Source organism: Bradyrhizobium erythrophlei (assembly GCF_900129505.1).
GTDB classification, from domain to species: Bacteria; Pseudomonadota; Alphaproteobacteria; order Rhizobiales; family Xanthobacteraceae; genus Bradyrhizobium; species Bradyrhizobium erythrophlei_D.
Genome location: NZ_LT670818.1, coordinates 1,481,264 through 1,500,005, shown reverse-complemented (window position 1 = coordinate 1,500,005; position 18,742 = coordinate 1,481,264). Strand labels below are relative to the sequence as shown.

At 59.8% G+C, this 18,742-nt stretch carries 15 protein-coding genes and 1 pseudogene; 2 read left to right on the top strand and 14 right to left on the bottom strand.

Annotation, left to right across the window (positions count from 1 at the left end):
• Positions 1–269: 269 nt before the first annotated feature.
• The 5 genes and pseudogenes from B5525_RS07000 to B5525_RS06985 form a co-directional block, all read right to left on the bottom strand.
• Positions 270–653 carry a YciI family protein gene (locus B5525_RS07000; protein ID WP_079565351.1) on the bottom strand — a complete coding sequence of 128 codons (384 nt, stop codon included), beginning with the start codon at positions 651–653 and terminating at the stop codon, positions 270–272.
• A 158-nt stretch (positions 654–811) separates the two neighbouring features.
• Positions 812–960: pseudogene (locus tag B5525_RS46100) on the bottom strand (MFS transporter); the annotation flags it as partial.
• A gap of 296 nt (positions 961–1,256) precedes the next feature.
• A complete protein-coding gene (locus B5525_RS06995; RefSeq protein ID WP_079565350.1) occupies positions 1,257–3,035 on the bottom strand; it encodes an adenylate/guanylate cyclase domain-containing protein in 1,779 nt (592 codons plus the stop codon).
• A 309-nt stretch (positions 3,036–3,344) separates the two neighbouring features.
• The gene (locus B5525_RS06990) at positions 3,345–4,598 is read right to left on the bottom strand and encodes an MFS transporter (protein WP_079565349.1); all 1,254 of its coding nucleotides are present in this window, start codon (positions 4,596–4,598) and stop codon (positions 3,345–3,347) included.
• Positions 4,599–4,967: 369 nt separating this feature from the next.
• The gene (locus B5525_RS06985; protein ID WP_079573038.1) at positions 4,968–5,528 is read right to left on the bottom strand and encodes a hypothetical protein; all 561 of its coding nucleotides are present in this window, start codon (positions 5,526–5,528) and stop codon (positions 4,968–4,970) included.
• Between the two features lie 160 nt (positions 5,529–5,688).
• Between B5525_RS06985 and B5525_RS06980 the strand changes: the two genes are divergently transcribed.
• Positions 5,689–6,324, top strand: a complete 636-nt coding sequence (locus tag B5525_RS06980) for a tyrosine-type recombinase/integrase (protein WP_154073115.1) — start codon at positions 5,689–5,691, stop codon at positions 6,322–6,324.
• A 792-nt stretch (positions 6,325–7,116) separates the two neighbouring features.
• Here the strand turns inward: B5525_RS06980 and B5525_RS06975 are convergent.
• The 9 genes from B5525_RS06975 to B5525_RS06930 all read right to left on the bottom strand — a co-directional run bounded on the left by B5525_RS06975 (position 7,117) and on the right by B5525_RS06930 (position 17,482).
• Positions 7,117–7,692 carry a tetratricopeptide repeat protein gene (locus tag B5525_RS06975; protein WP_079565347.1) on the bottom strand — a complete coding sequence of 192 codons (576 nt, stop codon included), beginning with the start codon at positions 7,690–7,692 and terminating at the stop codon, positions 7,117–7,119.
• 72 nt (positions 7,693–7,764) lie between these two features.
• Positions 7,765–9,099 carry a tetratricopeptide repeat protein gene (locus tag B5525_RS06970; protein WP_197687903.1) on the bottom strand — a complete coding sequence of 445 codons (1,335 nt, stop codon included), beginning with the start codon at positions 9,097–9,099 and terminating at the stop codon, positions 7,765–7,767.
• A 792-nt stretch (positions 9,100–9,891) separates the two neighbouring features.
• Positions 9,892–10,086 carry a RidA family protein gene (locus tag B5525_RS06965; protein WP_244567843.1) on the bottom strand — a complete coding sequence of 65 codons (195 nt, stop codon included), beginning with the start codon at positions 10,084–10,086 and terminating at the stop codon, positions 9,892–9,894.
• Positions 10,087–10,149: 63 nt separating this feature from the next.
• Positions 10,150–10,725 carry a ubiquinol-cytochrome c reductase iron-sulfur subunit gene (locus B5525_RS06960; RefSeq protein ID WP_172899828.1) on the bottom strand — a complete coding sequence of 192 codons (576 nt, stop codon included), beginning with the start codon at positions 10,723–10,725 and terminating at the stop codon, positions 10,150–10,152.
• A 17-nt stretch (positions 10,726–10,742) separates the two neighbouring features.
• Complete coding sequence (locus tag B5525_RS06955; protein WP_154073114.1) at positions 10,743–11,198, bottom strand: hypothetical protein; 456 nt, start codon at positions 11,196–11,198, stop codon at positions 10,743–10,745.
• 102 nt (positions 11,199–11,300) lie between these two features.
• Positions 11,301–13,031 (bottom strand): PQQ-dependent dehydrogenase, methanol/ethanol family, encoded by a 1,731-nt coding sequence (locus B5525_RS06950; RefSeq protein WP_079565342.1) that lies wholly within the window; start codon positions 13,029–13,031, stop codon positions 11,301–11,303.
• Between the two features lie 94 nt (positions 13,032–13,125).
• A complete protein-coding gene (locus B5525_RS06945; RefSeq protein WP_079565341.1) occupies positions 13,126–15,450 on the bottom strand; it encodes a xanthine dehydrogenase family protein molybdopterin-binding subunit in 2,325 nt (774 codons plus the stop codon).
• Positions 15,451–15,452: 2 nt separating this feature from the next.
• On the bottom strand, positions 15,453–15,905 hold the full coding sequence (locus tag B5525_RS06940) for a (2Fe-2S)-binding protein (RefSeq protein WP_079565340.1): 453 nt from the start codon (positions 15,903–15,905) through the stop codon (positions 15,453–15,455).
• A 1,313-nt stretch (positions 15,906–17,218) separates the two neighbouring features.
• Positions 17,219–17,482, bottom strand: coding sequence for a DNA -binding domain-containing protein (locus tag B5525_RS06930; RefSeq protein WP_079565338.1), 264 nt, complete (start codon positions 17,480–17,482; stop codon positions 17,219–17,221).
• 481 nt (positions 17,483–17,963) lie between these two features.
• On the opposite strand from B5525_RS06930, the gene B5525_RS06925 reads away from it, so the two are divergent.
• Positions 17,964–18,602 (top strand): hypothetical protein, encoded by a 639-nt coding sequence (locus tag B5525_RS06925; protein ID WP_244567842.1) that lies wholly within the window; start codon positions 17,964–17,966, stop codon positions 18,600–18,602.
• Positions 18,603–18,742 lie beyond the last annotated feature (140 nt).

Genomic DNA, 18,742 nt, shown 5'->3' with positions numbered 1-18,742 from the left:
ACATACAGCGACTGCTGCGGCATGTCCGGTTCGTGCCAGGAGCCGACATTGACCGCATTGGCTATCGCCCCGCAGTGCGGCCGTGGGAGGCGTCCCTCAAAATGATCACGCGCGTTGCGATGAGATATTCGGCAAACAGCGCTCCGCGCGCAGCACCGCCGGCAGGGTCCCGAGCCCCAGATCGGTCGCCGGCCCGGGGAGATTAGGCGTCAACTAGGCCCGAGATGGCTACACCGAACGCGCAGTGGCGATCCGACAGCGAGGCCAAGCTATGACTGGCCTATTCTCGCCAGGTCCATGATTGAGCGCACCTCGACGCTGCCGAGGCGCGCCAGCGGGATTCTGGAGGCCACCTCGACCGCGTCATCGTGGTCCTTGGCTTCGATCAGAACGAAACCAAGCAGTTGCTCCTTGGTCTCGGCAAAGGGACCGTCGGTCACGAGGACCTGTCCGCCCCGCACCCTCACGGTGGTCGCCGTCCGAGCGGATTGGAGGGCATGAGCAACGATGAAGTGACCGCTCGTCCGGAGCATGTCGTTGTAGGCCAAGGAGTCTTCCGTAAGGCCGTCCACCTCGGCTCTGGACATGGGGTTGGGGTTCTGTATCACGGGCAAGCTGTCTTCAGTGCCGTAGACAAGACACAAGTACCGCATGGCTCTCTCCAAAGATGGGGCTATTGGACGTCCGCTCTGACCTGAGGACGAACCAGTCGGCAGCGATCCGACACCGGTAAATATTTTTCCATGTGGCCCATCCGCCGATCCCGACACCGATGGACCTCCTGGCAGCAAAAAGCTGAGGCGGCGCCGTGGGAGACGGCAAGATAGCGGTTGTTCTCGAACCACGCCGTGGCCGCAGCGATCATGGGCGCGAAGAGGGCGCTTGCAGCAAGGCCGAGCAGAAGCCGTACGTCAGTTGGAACTGAACAAGCGACGCAGCGTGGCTGGCCAGCACCAGTGCACCCTTTGAGGAATGCGCGGTGCGATAACGCGCTGATAGAAGCAACGTCACCGCGAGCGGTTCCACGGCTCCTGGGCGCCGAAATTCGACGTACTGGCGACCGAGATCGCGGGGAGAAATAAAGGGCAACCGGTGACACCACAAGGTCTCTTCCGGGTCAAAAACGGTCCTCGCGGCCCTAAAATGAGACTTCCGCTCTACCCCGAACAACGGACATCATCAGGCCGGCCCGGTTGGTCCGGTTGGTGCCAGAAGCGGTCATTCCGGTTATCCCGTCTTCGGCAGCGTACCCGGGTTCATTCGGGCAATCCCGCTTTACGCAGACCCTCAATCAGCAGCTTCGAGTTTGATTGCCCGCCCCGAGCGGTCCACTCGGAAATTGTGAACGCGCGATCGACCTCAAGCAGACGCGCCGCCGCCTCACGGGCCTCAGCATCACGTCCGAGATGGGCGAAGGCGGACGCGAGACAGCGGTAAGCTGCCGAAAAAGAGGGGTTCTGACGCAGGGCTTTCTTCCCTGCGACGATGGCCTCATTAAAGCGACGAAGCTCAATAAAGGCCGTGCCCATCCCAGCAAACGTCAGGTGTAGCCGCGGGTCTACCGGGCTCATGCGAATGGCGTGTTCAAAACTCCTGACCGCTTCCTCTGGCAGCCCCGCAATTCGATAGACCTGGCCTCTGCAGCCCCATGCCAGAAATGAATTTGGGTTGAGCGCGACCGCCCGGTCAGCCATTTCGACACTACTTTCACAATCGCCGACCATGATTGCCGAGGTCATGGCAGCCATCGCTATCGTGTCTGGATCACCATCGTCGATGCTCAATGCCAAGCGAAGAAGCCGAACTGCTTCCTTCCTGTCGAATTGAGGATCGACTGCATGGCCCCAAACGACGTTTTGCATGTGACAGGTACCTGCCAGAGCCGCGACCAAGCCGAACCGAGGGTCCAACTCCAAAGCGCGATGCGCCAGCCTCATCGTCTCGGCCAACCCTTCGCGGGTCGATAGGTAAAACTGCTGCATGGCTCGGAGAAAGAGATCATATGCGGTGAGGTTCTCCGGTCGCCGCCGCGTCGCCATTGCAATTTCTGTTTGAAACAATTTTGGCTGAATGGCCGAGACAACAGCGACCGTGACTTCGTCCTGAAGCGCGAAAACATCTGCCATGTCACGCTCGAACCTGTCCGCCCAGATGTGCGCGCCGGTCACCGCATCAATCAACTGTCCTGTGATCCGAACCTTCCCCGACGCCTTGCGCACAGACCCCTCAAGGACATAGCGCACGCCAAGCCTACGTCCGACTTCCTTGACATCGACGGCTTTGCCTTTGAACGTAAAGCTTGAATTGCGAGCGATCACGAACAACCATTTAAAGCGTGAGAGCGCAGTAGTAATCTCTTCGACCATACCATCTGCAAAATACTCCTGCTCGGGATCGCCGGACATGTTCTCGAACGGAAGCACGGCGATAGACGGCTTGTCGGGGAGTGCCAGAGCTTGCGTGCTCTCGACAGGCGGCTCTATCGGCGCTGCCGCAGAACCGCTCGCATTCATCCTCAACCGCCACGCTCGCATCGGTTCAACAATATTCTTCAGGTTCTGCGGACCCATATCCTCAAAGGCGAAATCGACCTTCCCTCGGACCTGACGTTGTGCGTCGTCAGAGATGCAAACGCTACCCGGCTCCGCAATCCCTTCAAGGCGAGCGGCGATGTTGACGCCGTCGCCAAAGATATCGTTGTCATCGACGATGATGTCACCGACGTGGATGCCGATGCGAAATTCGATCCGCTTGACCTGCGGCATCGTAGCATTTTGCTCAGCCATACCGCGCTGGACCTCAATGGCGCAGCGCACCGCATCTACGACACTGCCGAACTCAGCGAGCACGCCATCGCCCGTGTGCTTGACGACCTTGCCACGATGTTCGCTGATCTTGGGATCAGCGAGTCCACGCAAACGCTCCCTCAGCCGGACGTGTGTCCCTTCCTCGTCCAAGCCGGTCAGGCGACTATATCCGGCCACATCAGCCGCAAGGATAGCTGCAAGCCGCCGTTCAACGCGATTGTCGGTCAAAACGGCCTCCCGAGATCGGTAGATCCGTCGGACATATCAAAGCATAGGGCGTTGCCCTTGGGCTAGGGCCAATGTCCGAGTTGGGTCGAACTGAGACCTCGGGGCCCATCCGAGCTAGGTCCGCTCTTCCCCCAACAACAGACGTGAGGCGACTGCGGCAGCATGTCCGTTTGGTGCCCGAACCGGACTTAGTACTGGAGTGTCCGGAGTACCGCCGGCATCAGGCGAGCCAATTAGCTGTGTCGACCAGTCAGGTGCTCTAGGGCACGAGCCTGAGGATAATCTTTTTGCGTGTCGCAGCGGCGGGCTTTACTCGGGTTTTTGTGAAGTGGGGACACGCATTGGAGGGCCAAGCAAATCGTGCGCGAGCGGCGTTGCCTGCGGCGCTAGGATCTCGAAGGTTCGCTTTAGGTGTGTCGGCGGCGTTGTCACCAAGCGACGAGCTACGGCTAGGAGGGCCAACAGCAGGCCGACGGCGGCCATAAAATAGAACACGCCGTCGATGCTGAAGCGCGCCATCACACTTGTGCCGATCAGCGGGCCAAGGATCGAGCCTAGCCCGCTGACCAGGATGAGCCGGCCGGTCACTGCAACGACCTGATGGGCTGGCATTTGGTCGTGTGCGTTGGCGACACAGACCGGATACATGGTCGACATGAAGCCGCCGAGCAGCGCGGCGGCGGGCAAGATCACCGGGCGAGAGTGCGGCAAATTGACCACCGCGATGGCGGTGGCCGCAAAGCCGAAGCTCAGCATCGATAACACAATGCGCCGGTCGAATTGATCCGACAGTCGGCCGATAGGAACTTGGAACACGAGCCCGCCAAGCACAGCGAACAACATGAAGGTCGCGATCGTCTCGCGTGCGATGCCTTCATCCTGCATCCACGCGGGAACGAGCGAGTAGAAACTGGCGCTGACCAACCCGCTCACCATGCAGCCGGCGACGGCGACGGGCGCCGCGCGGGACAATTGGCCGAACGGCAGCGAAGTCGACGCGGTCCCACGGGGCGGTTCGGCCCGCGTCGTGCTCACGATGACTAACGCCACAGCGAACAGGACAGCGATTGCGTTGAAGGGTTCTGCCGTTTCAACCTTAGCCTGGCCGATCAGCAGCTGTCCCAACGCAAGAGCGAGGAACGTGCCGAACATATAGACTGAGAAGATCCGCCCGCGCTCAGTTGGCTTGGCCTTGGCGTTGAGCCAGCTCTCTGTGGCGATGAAAAGACCAGAGCAACCAAAACCGATAACCGCACGCAGGATCAACCAAGGCAGCGGCCCCGCCAGCAGCGGCATGGCCGCGGTCGCGGCGACGACCATTCCTGCGAGGGCGGCATAGGCGCGGATGTGCCCAACCCGTTCGATGATCCGTTCGCAACGCAACGCGCCCAGTGTGAAGCCGGCGAAATAGCTGCTGAGCACCAGGCCAGATATGGTCGGGCCGAAGTCCTCGATCGCGACACGCAAGGAGATGAAGGTGCCGAAGAAACCGTTGGCGAGCTGGATGATACTCGTCGCAAGAATCAGGATCCCGATCTGCGCTGGCTCCGGCTTCGACCGCATCAGCCTTCTCCCTGAAACAGCTTTGACGATTCACGCGCTCGAGCCAAGGCCGTGGCCGTCGAGTTCGTCGTCGCCCCCGATGGGGTAGATCCGAAGATCGGCGAGAGGTCCCAACTTTGCGATTCGCCGAAACGACCGGCCAGCAAAGGCAACATTTTCGACCATCCGCTTGCGTGAAACCCGAGGGCCTGGCAGGCCCTTGAGCGTCACAGCAAAATTTGGTTGTTGAATGTCCGCTAAGGGGGGTCATTTGCGACCGAAATGGGCTTTCCGCGCCGTGTCCGGTTTTCCCCCTGATAACGACAGAAAAGCGGACATTCCGGCTCGGCTGCGACCCCTCGTCAATGGCGGAACCGACAGAACGAGCCGTCATTCACCCTGGTGCTCGTCCGGACCGGCAGCGTACCAAAGGCTATTGAGTTCTTCCTCGACCCCCCAGCCGACATTCCTCGCGCGCGATCTCAGCTTGTCGACACGCTCGAGATAGGTGGTGCGCTCGGCAGGAGGTAGGCTCGATACGCATTCAAGGGACCGTCCATACATGCGGATCAAAGCAGCAAAGTAGCTTTCATCTTCTATGCTGCAGGATTCTAGAAAGCCGAACGCTTCCTCGCAATAAAATATCGATAGCTCCGCCATCCCATTCGGGCGCCCAATGGCTTTTTTGTAATCCGCAATCGCCTTCTTGGCTTTTGAAACCGATATGGGTTGGCCTTTCACGAGGTCCGGGGATATCCATCTGGAAATACTCGCCTTGAAGGGCCGGAGCTGATCATGACCCAAGCCCAAGCGGGCATGTAAGAATGCCTGGTTGTCTTTGCTCGCAGTGTAGAGGTCTTGCACTAGCCCCCGAAGGCCCGTGCGATCGAAATCTAGGAGCGCGGTTCTGACGTCGCTCCAAGTTGGCGAGGCATTCTTGCTGCGGATCACGGCAACGAACCCTTCAAAAGGTGGTTTTATGAGCGAGCTTCTCGGCTGACTCAAGGCTGGCTCAAGATACACGACTTACCTAAAACGAGCAGATTGGTCGGATCAGCGACGTCTATCCAGTGGCACATGCCCTCCTTGTCTGTAACCGAGGAGTATGAACATGCTGGATCAAGCAAATGCTACCCCGACGCCTCATAAACAGTTGCCTTGGAACAAGGGAAAGTTGACCGGGGCAAAGCCGCCGCTGCGACCAAAACACGTCTGGTCGATTCGTACGAAGCTCCAGATCGAAGGCCGTGCTCGCGACCTCGCCATGTTCAATCTGGCAATCGACAGTAAGCTTCGAGGGTGTGATATCGTGGCCATTCGGGTCGAGGACATCGCCGCCGGTGGATACACGTCGGATCGCGCAACGGTCCGACAAAAGAAAACCGGGCGGCCCGTCAGATTTGAATTGAGCGAACAGACCCGCCAGGCCATCGATGATTATCTAAAGGCCGCCAACAAGAGGCCCGGCGAGTTCTTGTTCACGGGACGCCTCGGTCCCGACGCCAACATGACCACCCGCCAATATGCGCGCCTCGTTTCGGAGTGGATCGGCAGCATTGGACTGGACCCAAGGCTGTTCGGGACGCATTCACTGCGACGCACAAAAGCTACCCTGATCTATCGACGGACAGGAAATCTCAGAGCCGTCCAGCTCTTGCTCGGGCATACCAAGATCGAAAGCACGGTCAGGTATCTGGGCATCGAAGTAGATGACGCCCTGGCAATAGCGGAACAAGTCGATGTCTGAAATACCCGGGCAGAGCGGACATGCTCTGCCCGCCCTCTAACCGCCGGTTAGTGCCAGGAACAGACATGGCCCTCATTCGGTCAGCTTGTCGGTGCTGGGTAGTTTGGCTGGATCGGAGATTCAGCGCTGGGTTGAGTCAGCGGGTTTTAAGTCTGCCTCCGCTCACAAGATCAAGGCTCTGCGAGGATGTGAGCGGCTTGGCGGCTCCTATTGCTAAAGAAGAATTTAATGGAAAGGGGGCGGATTTGCTTTATCTGTTCGATTGGAGCGACACAACTGTACGCAGGATCCACTTTGAAACTTACGACAATCGGACTAGCAATTGCACTCGCTCTTCCAAGTACGTCAGCATTTGCAGAAGGCACATTGAACTACAGTACTCCAGTCGTTCGCCCCGTCGTCAGAGGCGTCACGGTCCTAGGTCCTATGCCAATCAGGCCTCGGAGCATCTCCTCCAGGAATTCACTCGCGCCCACTATGCGTGATCCAAGCGGGTCAATATTCGGTCCGTCGGCTATCCGCCGCGGCGGTTAAAACACCGACTCCGACTTGCACCACCGGGTCATTCGCGTCGGTTCGACCCTCTGCCAACCACTTCCGGTCTATCCCGATGAACGGACATCGTCAGGCCACTCCGGCATGTCAGAAAAGTGCCAACAGCCGACATGTTGGTTCTATTCCGACATCAGGAAAAATGGGGCGTGACACCCATCGTGCGGTCTAAATTTGGCTATCGATGGCCTGCGGCTCTCCATTCACTTGTGGGCCGACCGGCTGAAAAATCGGACTCGATCAGCGGTTCGCGAGTTTGTTGTATTCCGCGATCGCCCGCTGCAGGTCGTCGTATTCATCGCAGGGGATGAGACAGATTTGCTCGAGAGCGGCGAGATGCTCTTTGGCTTTCGCCAGATCACCTTGAGCCAAATAGGCTTCACCGAGGTGTTCGTGCGCGCTGCGGTGCCGAGGATTGAGGGTCAGAGCCCGCTGATAGTGCTGCATCGCCGGATCGAACCGCCGCAGCCTGCGATAGGCGTAGCCAAGATAGTTCTGGATATCCGCATTTCGGGCGTCGCGAAGGGCCGCATTCGTGAGAGCCTTGATCGCTCCTTCCCAATCGCCGGCGCCGATCGCTCGCTTGCCTCCTGCGAAATCGGGATCGAGCGCTGCCCAATCCGGCGTTTCCACCATTGCTGCCATGGTCGAGCAGATCGGCCACGCTTCGGCTGCATTGGTTACCCTGGACACTGCACTGTCCGGGCTGGCCAGCGTCGCTGTCCGGCCCTGGCGTGCAGGTGCAGTCAAAAAGTACGAAGCCAGCACTGCGGTCAGCACTCCCGCAACGGCGGCGATGAGGATCGAACGCATCATGATTGTTGTACCATCAGTCGGCTGCCGGCAGTGCGGCCGGCAGCCGTTCTGCCCAATCTCTGCCTCGGCAGCCTACTGCTGCATCAAAGATGCCTTGGCTTCGCTGATTTCCACCCGATCGGTATCGGCGTCTTTGGTCATCTCAGCAAGCTTCCGGAAATATGTCGTGGCCTTCTCGGGCTGATTTGCGGCCTTCGCCGCCTTAGCTGCGCCGTACAAGCCGCGCAGCCGGTTGGGCGTCGACACCAGCGAAGTCTCATATTCCGCGAGCGCTAGTCCCGGCTGTTGCTGTTCGAGCAGCAGGTCGCCCAACAGTTCGCGCATCGGGTAGAGCCGGTTCTCCATAGCGATGTGCTTTTCGCTGTCATCCTCCAGATCGGCCGCGGCGCGCATGAGCTTCAGTGCCGTTTCCTTCTCTCCTCTTGCCTGCGCAATCCAGGCCGACGCAGCAAACATCTGAATTTCGACCTGTGTGGCCCAATAGGACTGGCTTGCGTTTTCCAGCGCGGCACGAATCACCTTGAGATTGTCGACGTCACGCTCGGCAGCGGTGAGGTCGCCGCTGCGGGCCGATCCCATGGCGCGGGCAAAATAGGTGATAGCCTCGGCCTGTGGGAACTTGCTGCCCCTCGGCTCAAGCGTGGCCGCTTCGTTCCATGCCTGGCGTTCCAACGCAAAGCGCGCCGGCACCGCCGCAAGCGCGGTATAGCTGCCGAGGAATTCGAACCCGAGCTTCTCTATCGCGTTGCTGTCATCGCGTAGCTGTTTCGCCTGTCCCTCCTGTCCCGTTTGCAGCAAGGCGTATTCCATAAAGTCCATATGGTGCGGCTCGCCTGGATGCGTCGCCCCCGGCCAGAGCCTGGCCGCTTGCGTCTGGGCGACCATCCGCGATTTCGTGTTCGATGCGATCGATTGTGTCCACATCCCGAGCATGGAGTAGGTGTGCGAGGGCATGTGCTGGGCATGCTGCGCCGCGGGGGCAACCTCGGCATATCTATTGGCGGCATCAAGACCGCGTTGCGCAAGCGTTGGGTAATCATAAGTGTGGATGAGATAGTGCAGCACGCCCGGATGTTCCGGTACTTTTGCCTCGATCTTTTCCAGGATCGCCCCGGCCTTGAGCTGATTGGCATAGGTCTTGTCGCTGTGCAGCGCCGTCTCATTGAGAGCAAGCGCGTAGAAAATCGCCGCCTCCGGATCGTCGGGATATTTCTGCATCAGCGCTTCCATCGCCTTTTCGTAGGCAAGCCCGCGCTGGGTTTGATCGATTTTGTCGTAGTCCTTGTAGTAAAATTCGATCGCCGCGAGCCAGTCGCGCTCGCGCTCGGTCTTGGCACCGATCGCTTTACCCTTCTCCACGGCTTCCAATCCGTTCTTCAAAATGGTGGAGGTCAGCGGCAGGATCATCGGGTTGGGACGATGGCTGATCGCGATGCCCCAGTAGGCGATCGCGCATTGCGGGTCGGCGGCAGCGGCTTCGGTGAAGGCCTGGACGCTGTCCGGATAGAAGAATGAATGCACCATAGCCAGGCCACGGTCGAATTTCTCCTGCGCCTGCGGCGTGCACGAGGTCTCGAAGTGCACGTTGCCCAGTCCTTGCGACCAGGCCGCCGTGGCGAATGCGCTTGCCAACAGCGCTGTGGCGAATGTTCCAAGATTTGATCTCATGGCGTTCCCTCATTGCGGTCGAAGTAGAGTTTCGCGCAATCATCGCCGTGTGCGCGTGCGCACTGCGAATGCTCAGTGAGAAACCGGCACAAAAAGGGATTGTCGGTTTTAGTAAAATACGGTGCCTGCCGAGAGCATCTGCGCTGCCCATTCGGCTGTGCCGGAGACGTCGGCACATCCCATCTCGAAGAGCAGCTTGAAGGAAAGACTACACGATCCCACGCCCACTCAAAAGAGGCCCTGTATGGGCTGGGCCGCGGCACATTTGGCCGAAACTGGTAGCCGCAATGTCCGTTGGGGTTCAAAACGGTCCTGACGGCTCCGAAAAGCCACTTCCGAACTTCCCCGATGAACGGACATCGTCGGGGCCGGTCGGTATGTCTCAAAGGTGCCATTTCCGGACTCATACAGCGCAATATGATCTCCTCGGCGACGTCACCAAACGTACCGGACTACACCCTTGCCCCTTTATGAGCGTGTCACATTGGAAAACTCGCCCTCGAAGGTCGCGGCCGCCGACCAGCGGTTCGCTTAGTCGTCGATTGCAGCAACCGCCTCGATCTCGATCAGCCACCCCGGCCGCATCAGGCGGCTCACGACAACAAACGTACTGGCCGGCGGCTTGGCAACATTGAGATAGCGGTCGCGTATCGGGCGCATTTTCGGCACGTCGGCCTGATCGACCTCGGCGGCGAGGAAGTAATTCAGCTTGACGATATCGTCCATCACACCGCCGGCGGCTTCGACTGCAATCTTGAGATTGGCGAAGACTGCGATTTCGGTCGCGGATCAGTTCTGCGTGACGCCGACGCGGCCCGAAAAGGTCGAAGCGACCGTCACGACGCCGTCCTTGAGCTTCAGCCCGAGCGCCGCAAGCGGACGCGGAGCCGGCCCACCAATCACCTCGGCGGCGTTTCTGGGGTCGAAGATGGAGGCGTGGCAGGAGCAGGCGAACCCGTTGCGCTCCTTCGACCACATGTTCACCGGGCAGCCCTGGTGCGTGCAGATCGCCGAATAGGCAACGACGCCGTCTGCGGCGCGCGCCCGCGTCTCGTCGGTCAGTGCGGCGGGGTCGAACCTCGCCAGGATCACCAGATTGAGGCGGTTGTCGCTGCGCACCGTGCCGTCCGGAGCCATCGGATAGGCCTGCACCTGCGGGCCGCCGAGCGCAAGGTCCTCGGCCCGAACCACCTGTCCCTTCTTCGGACCGGTCAGAAACACGAAGCGATCGTCCGGCGCCGGCGGCTTGGCAGCCTCGCCCTCCTCCGCCGCGCGCGCCGGACCGGCCAAAAGCGGCGCAAGCACCAGCCCGAGGATTGTTCGACGCTTGTAGCAGCGACGGTGCAGCCAATCATCGCACGGCATGTGGCCCACTCCTTCCATTATTCGGTGCCATTGACGTTCGCGATCAGGCGCAGCGAAACCATTGCGAACTCGTCGGTGCCATGGATGTAGCCGACCCTGAAGTAGCCGTTGATCGGGTGTTTGCCGGGCTTAGTGGCCCGCATGCCGATCGCGAAGTCGAGGCCGCCTTCCTGAATGGTGCCCCGCACCACGCGACGCTCGAACGCCACCCCATCGTCAAACGACGAGAGTTCGATCACGCGATTGTTGTAACCCTCGAGAACGCGGTAGCCGTCGCGAATGCGCAACGTAGCGTGCAACACCGCCGGCTCGCCGACCTTGGCGGACACGTCGGTGACCTCGACCACGTAGGCGGGCGATTCATCGGCCCGCGCCTGTTCGAACCCCAGCGAGGCCGGAGAGGTCGCCAGCGCGCCGAACAGTGCAAAGGCAGAGAAGCGGATCAGCATCGATCCTGCTCGAACATGTTGCATCGTTAGATCCAAGGCGTAAAGGCCCGACCAGGTTACAACGAAACCCAGCCGGCTGAGAAACCGGCCGCCATTGCTGGCGGCCGGTCGCGAACAAAGATGGACTCACTTGGAGACGGCGAAGACCCAGACGACGCCGCCCTGCGGCACATCCTTCTGCCAACCTACCAGCTGGCTCATCAGCTCCTGCTGGAAGGCCGGGTCGACTCCGTAGCCGGACGCCACCGCCACATACTGCACGCCGTTGACCTCGTAGGTCGAAGGCGGCGCCATGATACCGGAATTGGTCTTGAAGTGCCAAAGCTGCTCGCCGGTCCTGCCATCGTAGGCGCGGAACTCACGGTCGTTGGTGCCGCCTGTGAAAACCAGGCCGCCGGCGGTGGTGAGTATTGAGCCCCACATCATCGAGCTCGAATACAGGTTGCGCCAAACCCGCTTGCCGCTGTCGACGTCGTACGCCTGGAGCTCGCCGTAGAAGCCCGCCTTGGTGTCGACCGAGAAGTGAAAATCCGGGATGGCAACGCCCGTCCACCACTGTCCGGGGACGCGCTCCTCGACCTTGCCTTCCAGGTTGTTGCAGTGGTTCTCGTTGGACGGAATGTAGACCATTCCGGTTTTCGGGTTATAGGCCTCGTACGGCCAGTCCTTGCCGCCCCACAGGCCGGGGCAGAACTGGGCCGCCTTGCCGGTGGCCGGCTTGTGGGCCACGTCGACCTCAGGCCGCCCGGTCTTTGGATCGATGCTCTTGAAGACGTTTTGCGGCACGTAGGCTTGTGCGTTAATGAAGGAGATTCCGCCGTCCGGATTGCGCTTGAGCCAGTACAGGTAGCCGTTGCGCGCCGGCTTCAGCAGGCCCTTGGTGGTGGCGCCGTCCTTCTGGAAGTCCACCAGCATCGGGGCATTCATCTCGTCCCAGTCCCACGACTCGTTCTGATGGTACTGGAAATAGCCCTTGATCTTGCCGGTATCGCCATCAAGCGCGAGCGTGGAGGAGGTGTACAGGTTGTCGCCCGGCCGCTGATCGCCGAACCATGGCGAGGCGTTGCCGGTCCCCCAATAGACCGTGTTGGACTCGGCGTCATAGTTGCCGGTCATCCAGGTGGAGGCACCGCCAGTCTTCCAGGTGTCGGGCTTCTGCCAGGTGTCGCTTCCCGGCTCGCCGGGTGCCGGAATCGTGTAGGTCTTCCACACCGGCTTGCCGGTCTCGGCGTCGAATGCCTGGACGAAGCCGCGCACGCCGAACTCGCCGCCCGCCACGCCGACCAGAATCTTGCCCTTCACGACCAGGGGCGCCATGGTCATGTAGTAGCCGGTCTTCCAATCCTCGACCTTTGCGTTCCAGGCGACCTTGCCAGACTTGGCTTCGAGCGCGACCAGCACGGCATCAAGCCCGGCCACGTATACCTTGTCGCCGTACAGCGCCACGCCACGGTTGGTGTTGTGCAGGGCGCTGAACCCTTCGGGAAACTTGGGCTTGTAGCGCCAGAGCAGATCCCCCGTGGCCGCATCCAGCGCGATCACCTGGATGTACGGCGTCGAGATGAACATCACTCCGTTGTTCACGATCGCCGGCGCTTCGTGACCAGAATCCATACCAGTGGAGAAGCTCCACACCGGTACCAGCGACTTCACGTTGCTGGTGTTGATTTGATCGAGCGAACTGTAGCTCCATCCCTTATAGTTGCCGCGCGTCATCAGCCAGTTCCCCGGCTCCGGATTTTCCAGCCGAGCTGATGTTATCGGACTGTAATTCTCGATCGGACCGGCGACGACCGCGGTTGAGACAGAGGTTGTGAGCGCGACAACGCTCGATAAAAGCCATTGCTTTCTGGTCATGGACGCTATCTCCCTATGTTTATCCGCCGCATTCTTTTGTTTGAGCGACCGTTTCACCGTCGGGTCGATGAAACGGTCTCTGCGAGCAATGCCTCTACGTCTCCAGTTGCTTGCCGATTGGCAGCACCCGGATACGCTTGCCGGTCGCGGCAAAGATGGCGTTGGCCAATGCCGGGGCGAAGGGCGGCAGGCCGGGCTCGCCGACGCCGCTTGGCGGCGTGTCGGGGCCAGGAGGCACGATGTAGACGTTGGTCACACGAGGAGCCTCGTCAATTCGGATCACCTGGAAGTCGTCATAGTTGCGCTGCTGTACCTTGCCGTCCTTGAAGGTGATCTCGCCATATTTGGCAAGGCTCATTCCCATGATCGCGGCGCCCTCGATCTGGGACTGGATTCGTTCGGGGTTCACATATGTCCCGCAGTCGATCGCGGTGTCGACCCGAGGCACCGTGAACTTGCCCTTGTCGTCCACGGCCACCTCGACGATGGTCGCGATATAGCTGACAAAACTGCGGTGGACGGCAATCCCCAGCCCATGGCCTTTGGGCACCGACCGTCCCCATTCGCCCTTCTCGGCGACCAGCTCGACGGCACGCCGCAGCCGCGCCGTGTCGATCGGATAGCTGGAGTAGGGCTCGCCATAGTTCCAGAGATCCTTCACGGAAGACAGGTCAACGATGCGCGGAGAGCCAATGAGCTCCAACAACATTTCCTTCTGATCGCGGTTGGTGGTGTGCGCGAGCTCGCCAACCATGGACTGCACGGCGAAGGCGTGCGGGATATTCGACACTGAGCGGAACCAGCCGATGCGGGTGTGTGCGGCCGCTTCCGGGTTCTCGCACTGGATATTGGCGATCTCGAACGGCATGTCGACAAGTCCCATGCCGAGTTCGAAAGGTGCCTGGTGCACCGTACCCGCCGCAAATGTCGATGCGATGCTCGGTGCGACACTGCGGTGCCGCCAGGCGATCACCTTGCCCTTCTTGTCAAGGCCGGCCTCAATGCGTTCCACCGAAACGGTGTGCAGGAAACCGTGACGAATATCGTCGTCCCGCGTCCATTGCACCTTGACCGGTGCACCGAGTTCCTTCGAAAGCAGGGCCGCTTCCAGCGCGAAATCGCACTTCGACTTTCGCCCGAACCCGCCGCCGAGCAGTGTGACGTTGACGGTTACGTTCTCCTCGGGAATGCCGAGCGTCTTCGCGACGTCTTCGCGGGTTCCACCCGCACTTTGCACAGGCGCCCAGATCTCGGCCTTGTCGCCTTTGACGTCGGCGACCGCGACAGGCGTCTCCATGGCGACATGGGCAAGGTGCGGCAGGTAATATTCACCCACGATCACCTTGTCGGCCCCCTTCAAGGCGGCATCGACGTCGCCCTCTTTGCGCACGATCAGCCCCGGCTTGCGCGCGGCTTCCTCAAGTTCGGCCCGATAGGCGACCGAGTCGTATTTGCCGTTAGGTCCGTCGTCCCAGACAACCTTCAGCGCATCGCGGCCCTTGATCGCAGCACCGGTGTTGCGAGCAATGACGGCGACCCCGCCGAGCGGCTGGAATTTGGACGGCCACGGCCATCCCCTGACCTCTATGACCTTCTCGACGCCGGAGACCTTCATGGCACCGGTGGCGTCGAACGAAACCAGCTTGCCGCCGGTTACCGGGGGACGGGTAATGACCGCGTATTTCATGCCGGCCAGGCGCGTATCGCTGCCGTAATGCGCTTTGCCGGTCGTAATGTCATGGAGATCCACGATGCCGATCTGGCCTTTGCCGAGATAACGGAAATCCTTCGGATCCTTCAGCTTCAGGCTTTCGATGCTCGGCACCGGTTCTTTCGCGGCATCGGCGGCCAGTTCCCCAAATCCGATGTGGCGTCCGCTCGCCCCGTGGACAATCTCGTGATTGACGGCTTTCACCTCGCTCACCGGGACGCCCCAGCGTTTCGCCGCGGCGGCTTCCAGCATCGCGCGAGCCGAGGCGCCGATCTGGCGCATCGGGATCAGATAGTGCCGTGTGCTGCGCGATCCGTCGGTATCCTGGTTACCGTATCTGACTTCGTCGCCACGGGCCTGCTGGACGCGGACGCGCGACCAGTCGGCTTCCATCTCTTCGGCTACGATCAATGGCAGGCTGGTTCTGACTCCTGTCCCCATCTCGGCACGGTGTGCGACGATTGTAACTATGCCATCCGGTGCGATCGACACGAAAACACGAGGGTCGACGACGGTGCCGTGCGGCATCTTGCTCGCGCCGGTCTGGTACGCGGCGAAAGCGGGGCGTGACATCACGGGAGCGGCGAGCACAAGGCCTCCGGCGATGCCGAGGCCCTTCAGGATGCTGCGACGCGAAACGTTCTCGACCTTGACCTTGATGAACTGTTCAAAGCCACGGAGTTTTTTGGGGTTCGTATTGATAGTCATGGTCACACCCCCGTCGATGCGAGATGCACAGCATTTTCGATGCGCTGGTAACAGCCGCAGCGGCAGATGTTGCCGGACATCGCTTCAACTATCTGATCGTGGGACGGTTTTGGATTTTGTGTTAGCAACGCGGCCGCCTGCATGATTTGGCCGACCTGGCAATAGCCGCATTGCGGGACGTTGAGTTGTCGCCAAGCCTTCTGAACCGGATGATCGCCAGTCGGGTGAAGGCCTTCGATGGTGGTGACCTCGCGGCCGACCACGTCGGACACCGAGGTGATGCAAGCGCGTACCGCTTCCTTGTTGACGATGACGGTACACGCGCCGCACAACGCCTGGCCGCAGCCATATTTGGTGCCGGTCAGGCCCACCTCATCACGAAGAAACCAAAGCAACGGAAGATCTGGGTCGCCATCCCAGTTTTGTTCCCGGCCATTAATCTTCAACTTGATCATGATCGTTTCTCGCTCTTCTTGAGCTACTGATGTCTGGTTCGGTGCAAGCGGAACAGGCTTCCATTCGCCTGCATCAACCGCTTCGACTTCCCGCACGAGCTCATCGTGTCAGGAAGGCTGACAGACTTCATTGCACGACCTGTTCGACAGTATGTTTTGCTCACGCCTCCTGCTTCTATTCATTTTTTTTGGTTGTTGTGCAGGCGGGCCTTTATAGCCAACGGCGTGATGTTATCAGAAATTGACATGGCGCTGACTTCACAGACAGTTGTTTTCGCATTTTTCTTTTGTCAAAAGCGGGGCGACTATTGCCGGAGCTTTTCAATTTTCTAACAAACAAGGTCTGAGAGACCGCACCAGCGACGAGAAAAAATGCCTCGCTCGGCGACTGCGGAGCGAGGCAAGAGTTAAGTCATGGGGGGGAACATGACGCAGCCGATCAGACCCGCATGGTGGGGCCGCCAACGCGACGCGATCTAAGAAAATCGGATTCTCGAAAGAGGCCAAGCTCACCTTGATCACGGGAAGCCACCCAGGCCGGAGCCAATGTCCGAGTCGGGTCAAAATCGGAAGAACTCGAATTGAGCAAATGTCTTCCGCTGTTCTCCCAACAACGGACATCCGCCGGTGCATCATAGGTGGGGAACGCTACCGCTTCCGGACCCGGTACCCCGCGAACGCTCGCGCCAACGGCGAACCAGTCGGATTGTTGTTTCACTGTCTCACTTCCCGAATCAAATCGTCACTTTGGGACAGCAACGTACGCACTTGTGATACGAACATGGCGGGAAGATATACGCGCTACAGGATGCGTTCCCATGCAAGTAATGTGGAGCAATTCGGAGATCGGTCCGCCACGTCAGATCCGCTCAAGCACACTCGCGACCTGCACCGCGGACCATTTGCCTTGGCCGCGCGCCGTCGGAATGCCTGTTGAGCCGGGCTGTGATCTAAATCACCCTTGCACCCCGAGAGAAATGATAGCGTGGCGATGGATCAAACGACGGGGGCGATCATGCCCACCATTTTCGACATCCTCTACCGCGAATACTGCCGTGCCCGCCTCGCCGAAATGCGGAAACAGCTTCTACTCCGGCCTGAGAGCCATGAAGTCCCAGAAGCGAATTGCGATGCCGAGCGTCCTGACTGCGAGGCTGATTGGGGCAGTAGCCCGTTTAGGCGACTCGCAGTGCGAAGCCAGCCACCGCACAGGCTAAGTTGAAACGGATCAAGCGAGGCGCTCCAGCACCCGCCTGCACCGCGGAATCCGCTTTGTTCACAGGGCCCTCGCGGACAGGCGGCCGGCGAGATCGTCAGCGCCGCCGAAGCAGCTGCCGGTAGCCATGGTCCGTCATCCACCTGGCGCGCGCCAAGTGGCTCTCAAAAGCCCTCCTGGTGCGATCGGATTCCGGATCACGATGCAGCACAAGGCGCGCGACTTCACGCCAGTCGGCACCGTCGGCGTCCGCGTCGAGTAGGCGCAGATAGGTCACGAGATGTTCTTCATCGTAGGCGGTCAACTTGGGCCCAGAGGGCGCGGTATCAGCAACATCCGGATCGAGTGGCGGCGTCTGCATTGGTCGTTCTCGCGGCGGTTGTTTATCGACCAACTTTGCGTTGGGCACTTGGCATATTGATGACAGGGGAAGCCGCCGGGCGCCCCCCTCAACGTCGCTGCATTCTGCGCGGCAACCGCCGCTGGGACTGGGGGCCAACCGCGCCTCGCCTGGGACGCATGTGCCGACCGAGAAGGATTTCCAGAACCGATGATCCGGATGTTGGTCATTGGATACTGAATCGGATCGCAAGCTCACGCATTATCGATCAGATGGGTTATTTGAAGCAGTCCGGCGGCCCACTGCTGCATCAGATGATGAAAAAATTAATCACTTGTTAACGCTACGGTCGCCTAATGCGAATGATTGGAGGAGGGAATTAGATCACCATGTCGGCCCCTGCGACGCGACCGAAGTCGCTGCCTTTGTCGGCCGACCTTACCTTTCGTTCGTTTGCTAGGCTGGCGGTTCGCGTTACGGCTGTCCTACGCGGAGCAAAAAAATGTTCGGAAAGAAGGACTCAGTGGACGATCTCAGCCGTAATCTCGATCGCGCGCGCGGAAAACGCGACGCACTCGCATCCGATATCACTACATTGACGGCTCAGATCGCCGAAATTGAAACCCGCCTTTCTGAGGAAGAAAACCGGCGGCAACGTGATCGCGTTTTAGGCGAACTCGAAGCGATAAAAAAGCGAATCAAAAAAACTGCTTGCGCCTTTGCACCTGTCATAGGTGAGCTCTGCGAGGCGACCGAGATAGCGGCAGTAGTAGTACCCGAAGCCCGTGAGCTTAATAGTTTTCTTTTATCGGTTGCGATCGAAGTCGATACCGTAATCGATCCCTTATTGCGCGAACTGGACCGACGCGCGGATGCGGTGCGAGTCGGCCATGCTGCACTAGATCTCCCGCGTTTAGCCAATGAAGCGCCGACCGAGCTGCCAAAAGATGATCGCCTACTTCGTTTTCCAATATGGCTGTCTCGCTGCAGTACGCTAGCGAGCCTATCGGCACTCGTCGAGCACGCGCGTCACCACATCCTCAATAACGCGATCATCCGCTACTGCGGTTCCGGGATGATAGGGCTTTGCGGGGGAGCTCGAGCTCGCGATAACAAGTCATCCTCAATCGCCGCTCCGTAAAAACGAGTTCGGCCCCTCGCCTATTCCCGGTAGAGTATTTCCCAGCGATCCAAAAGTCGCGATCAGTACTCCGATCGCGTGTAACAACGCTCCCGTCAGCAACATCGAACGGCAATGAAAAATCATGTTAAGGAAAGCGA

What these genes read in the sequence shown, in the direction of transcription:
- B5525_RS06955 (WP_154073114.1), bottom strand. Translation starts at nt 11,198, where the DNA reads ATGCAACATGTTCGAGCAGGATCGATGCTGATCCGCTTCTCTGCCTTT.
- B5525_RS06975 (WP_079565347.1), bottom strand. Translation starts at nt 7,692, where the DNA reads ATGATGCGTTCGATCCTCATCGCCGCCGTTGCGGGAGTGCTGACCGCA.
- B5525_RS07000 (WP_079565351.1), bottom strand. Translation starts at nt 653, where the DNA reads ATGCGGTACTTGTGTCTTGTCTACGGCACTGAAGACAGCTTGCCCGTG.
- B5525_RS06960 (WP_172899828.1), bottom strand. Translation starts at nt 10,725, where the DNA reads ATGCCGTGCGATGATTGGCTGCACCGTCGCTGCTACAAGCGTCGAACA.
- B5525_RS06950 (WP_079565342.1), bottom strand. Translation starts at nt 13,031, where the DNA reads ATGACCAGAAAGCAATGGCTTTTATCGAGCGTTGTCGCGCTCACAACC.
- B5525_RS06940 (WP_079565340.1), bottom strand. Translation starts at nt 15,905, where the DNA reads ATGATCAAGTTGAAGATTAATGGCCGGGAACAAAACTGGGATGGCGAC.
- B5525_RS06970 (WP_197687903.1), bottom strand. Translation starts at nt 9,099, where the DNA reads ATGATCCTGCCGCTGACCTCCACCATTTTGAAGAACGGATTGGAAGCC.
- B5525_RS06925 (WP_244567842.1), top strand. Translation starts at nt 17,964, where the DNA reads ATGTTCGGAAAGAAGGACTCAGTGGACGATCTCAGCCGTAATCTCGAT.
- B5525_RS06980 (WP_154073115.1), top strand. Translation starts at nt 5,689, where the DNA reads ATGCTGGATCAAGCAAATGCTACCCCGACGCCTCATAAACAGTTGCCT.
- B5525_RS06945 (WP_079565341.1), bottom strand. Translation starts at nt 15,450, where the DNA reads ATGACTATCAATACGAACCCCAAAAAACTCCGTGGCTTTGAACAGTTC.
- B5525_RS06990 (WP_079565349.1), bottom strand. Translation starts at nt 4,598, where the DNA reads ATGCGGTCGAAGCCGGAGCCAGCGCAGATCGGGATCCTGATTCTTGCG.
- B5525_RS06965 (WP_244567843.1), bottom strand. Translation starts at nt 10,086, where the DNA reads ATGGACGATATCGTCAAGCTGAATTACTTCCTCGCCGCCGAGGTCGAT.
- B5525_RS06930 (WP_079565338.1), bottom strand. Translation starts at nt 17,482, where the DNA reads ATGCAGACGCCGCCACTCGATCCGGATGTTGCTGATACCGCGCCCTCT.